Annotated in this window: 1 protein-coding gene; it reads left to right on the top strand. The window is 57.2% G+C overall.

Translation table 11 applies throughout. The features are described from left to right. Positions 1-451: alanine:cation symporter family protein (locus ACTHUT_RS21995; RefSeq protein WP_440419944.1), on the top strand; the 451-nt coding region annotated here is incomplete at both ends.

The raw sequence follows: 451 nt of genomic DNA, 5'->3' as shown, positions 1-451 counted from the left end.
GTACTTGGGCGCACCGCAAATTACCCACTTCGGAACAGGTTTCAAATCTGTTTTCGGCGGCTTGTTCAGCAAAAAAGACAAAGACCACGAAGGCAAATCACTGTCTCCATTCCAAGCGCTTGCCGTGGCGATTTCCTCGCAAATCGGTCCCGGTAACGTTGCCGGCGTGGCCACTGCGAGTACCGCCGGCGGCCAAGGTGCCATTTTTGGGCTGTGGCTGTCTGCCCTTTTGGGCATGTCTACCATTTTTGCAGAAGCCGTTTTGGCGCAAAAATACCGCGTGGTCAGCCACGGCAAATCCATCGGCTGCCCTGCGTTTTACATCAAGCACGGCCTGACCCCGAAACTCAGCCGGGGCGCGGCGCGTTTCCTGTCCGGCTTTTTCTCCATCGCCCTGATTACCGCGCTGGGTTTTATCGGCAACGCGACCCAATCCACCTCCATCGCCTCG

The organism is Neisseria sp. P0022.S010, from assembly GCF_051956635.1.
This window is presented reverse-complemented; position numbering and strand designations above follow the sequence as displayed.